At 44.6% G+C, this 3,875-nt stretch carries 3 protein-coding genes and 1 pseudogene; 3 read left to right on the top strand and 1 reads right to left on the bottom strand.

Features of this window, described 5'->3' with window-relative positions; genetic code table 11:
- Window positions 1–220 (top strand): annotated as a pseudogene (locus AB4653_RS10865) (transporter); the annotation flags it as partial.
- A gap of 85 nt (window positions 221–305) precedes the next feature.
- Complete coding sequence (locus AB4653_RS10860; protein ID WP_102257322.1) at window positions 306–1,922, top strand: polysaccharide lyase 6 family protein; 1,617 nt, start codon at window positions 306–308, stop codon at window positions 1,920–1,922.
- Between the two features lie 159 nt (window positions 1,923–2,081).
- Here the strand turns inward: AB4653_RS10860 and AB4653_RS10855 are convergent, their stop codons facing one another.
- Window positions 2,082–2,585, bottom strand: a complete 504-nt coding sequence (locus AB4653_RS10855) for a peptide-methionine (S)-S-oxide reductase (protein WP_102257321.1) — start codon at window positions 2,583–2,585, stop codon at window positions 2,082–2,084.
- Between the two features lie 239 nt (window positions 2,586–2,824).
- Between AB4653_RS10855 and AB4653_RS10850 the strand changes: the two genes are divergently transcribed.
- Window positions 2,825–3,875, top strand: a 1,051-nt coding sequence (locus AB4653_RS10850; RefSeq protein WP_372104134.1) for a YcjF family protein, incomplete at its 3' end; no start/stop codon positions are given.

The following is a 3,875-nucleotide window of genomic DNA, read 5'->3' as shown; positions in this document are numbered from 1 at the left end:
ACAGAAGAAACTGGATAACAAGCAACGTCGTATGTTGGGTTCACTTATCGCGGTAGCGGGTGTGGGTGTAATGACTATGTTCGTACTGCCAAACCCTATGTGGGGACGCATGGTATTCGTTCTGTGTGGTTTGATTGTGTTCTCTGTTGGTCTGTTACTTGTTAAAGCAGTCGATGACAAAGTCGAGCAACAAGACGAAGTGACTCCAGCCGAAGGCTAATTTAATACGCATCCTAAATAACATCACGGCCACCTAAATGGGTGGCCGTCATTTTTATAATCCAAACTTTAACGTGAGATGTACGATGAACAAAAAACTATTATCGGTAAGCATTATTAGCGCGTTCACGCTCGCTTTTGCAACAGGCTGTACGACACAAGAGAAAACAGCACCCGTAGTCAGTGTCGCTGAACAAGCTGCGCCAGCTATTAGCGAAATCGACCGTAGTTACCTATTGAACAGTGACCGCTTAACTGAGGTCGATGGCAACACATTAGCCGTTGCATCAGAAGAGCAAGTCGCTGCGCTTAAAGCACAATTTGAAAACCTAAAAGATGGCGACGAAGTTATTATCCCTGCCGGTAAATACGCAAACTTAGGTCAAGTGACGATTACGGCGAATGACATCACCATTAAAGCCGAGCAAGCGGGTTCCGCCTGGTTAACTGGCCTAGTTCAGTTTGAACTGAAAGGCGATAACATCACGCTTGATGGCCTAGTGTTTACCGAAGGCGGTCCAAACGAAAGGTTTGGCGGCGTACGAATGATGGGCGACAACAACACTTTAAAGAATTCAACATTTTATTATTTCAACCACGCTTATGAATATCAACCAGATGAGCGTCGTTCTGAATACCCAAGATACCTGTGGGTTTCTTTGTGGGGTAAAGACGGCAAAGTCATCAACAACCGTTTCGAAGGTAAGCAGAAGCGCGGCACTTTGATTGGTGTGCAAAAAGATGACACAGCTGACAACCACCTGATCGCAAATAACATCTTCATGGACCAAAAGCCTAACCAGTTCAATGAATTCGATATCAAAGAGGCGATTCGTTACAACGGCAACAGCTGGGAAGCACTTCGTATTGGTGATTCAAAATCTTCTCAGTGGGACTCTAATTCAAAATTCGTTAATAACTTGATGATCGACATGGATGGCGAGCGCGAGCTTGTCTCAGTTAAGTCGGGTGGCAACACAATTTCTGGAAATACAATTTTTGAAAGTTCAGCTTTGATTTCTTTGCGTCATGGTAAAGGAAGTAGTGTTGAAAATAACATTATTCTAGGTAATAAAAAGAACTTAACGGGTGGTATTCGAATCTACGACGAAGACCATGTGATCCGTAATAACTACATTGCGAATACTCGTGGACGTGACGGTGTGATTGAAGGCAATGCTGACCTACGTGGCGGCATTGTTATTAACACAGGTATCATCGACGTAGCGAATGGTGAGCAGCTAGATCAATCGGTGAAGGGCAAAGAGCTGAACAAGCAGTGGACGCCGAAAAACATCACCATCGAAAATAACTCTCTAGTCGACACTGAGTGGGGCATTATCTATGGCAACCAAACTCACCGTGTTAGCCTGTTCAATAATGCGGAAGTTGAAAAGATTTATGCAGGTGTTGATGTGGCGTTCAAACACAACGTGGTTGATAACTCGCAATCTCCTGAGTTTGTAAGTGTACGTGCAACGCAAGATTACCCGCTAATGGGCGCAACGTATGACAATGAAACATATGTTGGCCAAGTGACAGCATCTGAGCAGATCTCGAGCTTCTCTGTTGAGTTGCCCGCAATGACCGTTACTAACGGCATTAACGCTTACCAAGGTGAAGGCGCAGATGTGTCTAAACTTGCGGTCGTGACGGCTGAAACCGCGGGTCCGGACTACGTGCTTGAGAATACGACTAAGTAACTTATTGGCTAATGGCTAATGCTTAATGGTTTGAGCTATCAAACCAATTCACGATAGCTGTCTTGGCCATTAGCACCGATAAAGCCAAAGCCTCAACGGGTAATATCTGTTGAGGCTTTATCGATCTTAGGTCGTGACCATCTCAATCTTACGTCGTGACTACTGTGATTTATACTTATGCAGCAGATCCCAAGGGATATGGCACAAGTGGTGATCTTCAGGGAAGTGACTTAAGTGATGCTGGTGGATGTCATCACTCGCGACATAGTGAGTTAACGGTAATATCTCGAGTGCGATACGGTCGGCGTCGTCACGAGAGGCAATATAGTGCTTAGCTTCGGTTAAGTGTTCTGCGTTAGTACTGTAAACGCCTGTGCGGTATTTTTCTCCGACATCGACACCTTGTTTATTCACGCTGTAAGGGTCGATAATCTCAAACAAGTGTTTCATCAAAATCATTACAGACGTAACGCTTGGATCAAATTCAATTTGTACGCACTCTGCATAGCCATCGTAATCGCTTTGCTGCGTCGACCCGTTTTCTGTTAGCTGGTGGGTGCTTCCATTGGCACGGCCTGCTTCTGTGCTGATAACACCAGGAACGTACTTAATAAATTCCTGTACGCCCCATAAGCAACCGCCAGCTAAATAAATTTGTTCCATACTTACCTTTTACTTCTCTGTGTTTGTTGATGTTTGTTCGATGTGTGAATCAATACGATGATACCCGCACGTATAAAAAAGCGTCTATAAAAATGAGCGCGCAAATAAAAACAAGCGTTTAGGTATTGTAAACCTGTGCGACTGAACAAACATAAGTTTAATATGATTTGTGATTATATAAGTCAGTATTGCTTTGTCATCAACTCGAATCTCAACATCAAGTGAGCGTTACTCTGAACATGTTTGATCAAATAAAAGACTTCATTAATCCGAGCAAGAACCCAGATCTTACTCAGGCCCATGAATACCAGCGTCAGCATCTGCCAACATTGTGGCTGTTGGGAAAAACGGGGGCGGGCAAGTCATCGTTTATTCAGGCGGTGACTGGCGACTCTTCTGTTGAAGTGGGCAATGGTTTTGCACCTTGTACCATGACGGCGATGTCTTACGAATTCCCACAAGACAAACCCGTGATGCGCTTTCTCGATACCAGAGGACTAAGCGAAGCGAATTATGATGCGAAAGAGGATCTGGAAGAGATTGGTCAGGCAGGTAATGCATTAGTCGTTGTAATGAAAGCCGACGAACCTGAACAATCCTCAGTGCTTGCGGCTCTAAAGCAGATTAAGAAACAGAAGAAAATTAAACACTTGCTGCTTGTTCATACTGCAGTGTTGTCTTCCGGTGAAACAGATCGAGCAAGGCAGGTTCAGTTCAACACCAACCAAGTAGAGAAGGCTTGGGGTAAAGAGTTTGAATCCGTCGCGGTCGATTTCGAAACGGATGACTCGAGCAATAACAGTGGTTCAATTTACAACTATGACATCTTGTTAGAAAAGCTGACCAGTATTCTTCCTGTTATTGGAATGATGGTGCAAGACAAAGAGCACTCCACGCAAGAAGAAGCCAACTTTGATCAAGTTGAAAACGAAGTGCTTTGGTATGCAGGAAGTGCAGCAGCGAGCGACCTGATTCCGGGTGTTGGTTTGGTGTCGGTACCTGCGATTCAAGCGAAAATGCTTCATAGTTTAGCGAATCAATATGGGGTCGAGTGGAACAAGAGAGTCTTCAGTGAGTTGATAGGCACTCTGGGAAGCAGTTTTGCTTTGCAATACGGAATGAAGCTGGGCACTCGACAGTTGATAAAGCTAATTCCAGTTTATGGTCAAACGGTAGGTGCGGTGGCTGCAGCGGCAATGAGTTTCGGCACCTCTTATGGTTTAGGTCGCGCGGCTTGTTTTTACTTCTATCATAAGAACAAAGGCGAAGAAGTGTCTGAACAAGAGATGC

Origin of the sequence: Vibrio sp. 10N.222.48.A3 (assembly GCF_041475345.1) — a bacterium.
Lineage (GTDB): Bacteria > Pseudomonadota > Gammaproteobacteria > Enterobacterales > Vibrionaceae > Vibrio > Vibrio tasmaniensis_A.
The sequence above is the reverse complement of the archived record's forward strand: the minus strand, read 5'-3'. Positions and strand labels throughout refer to the sequence as shown.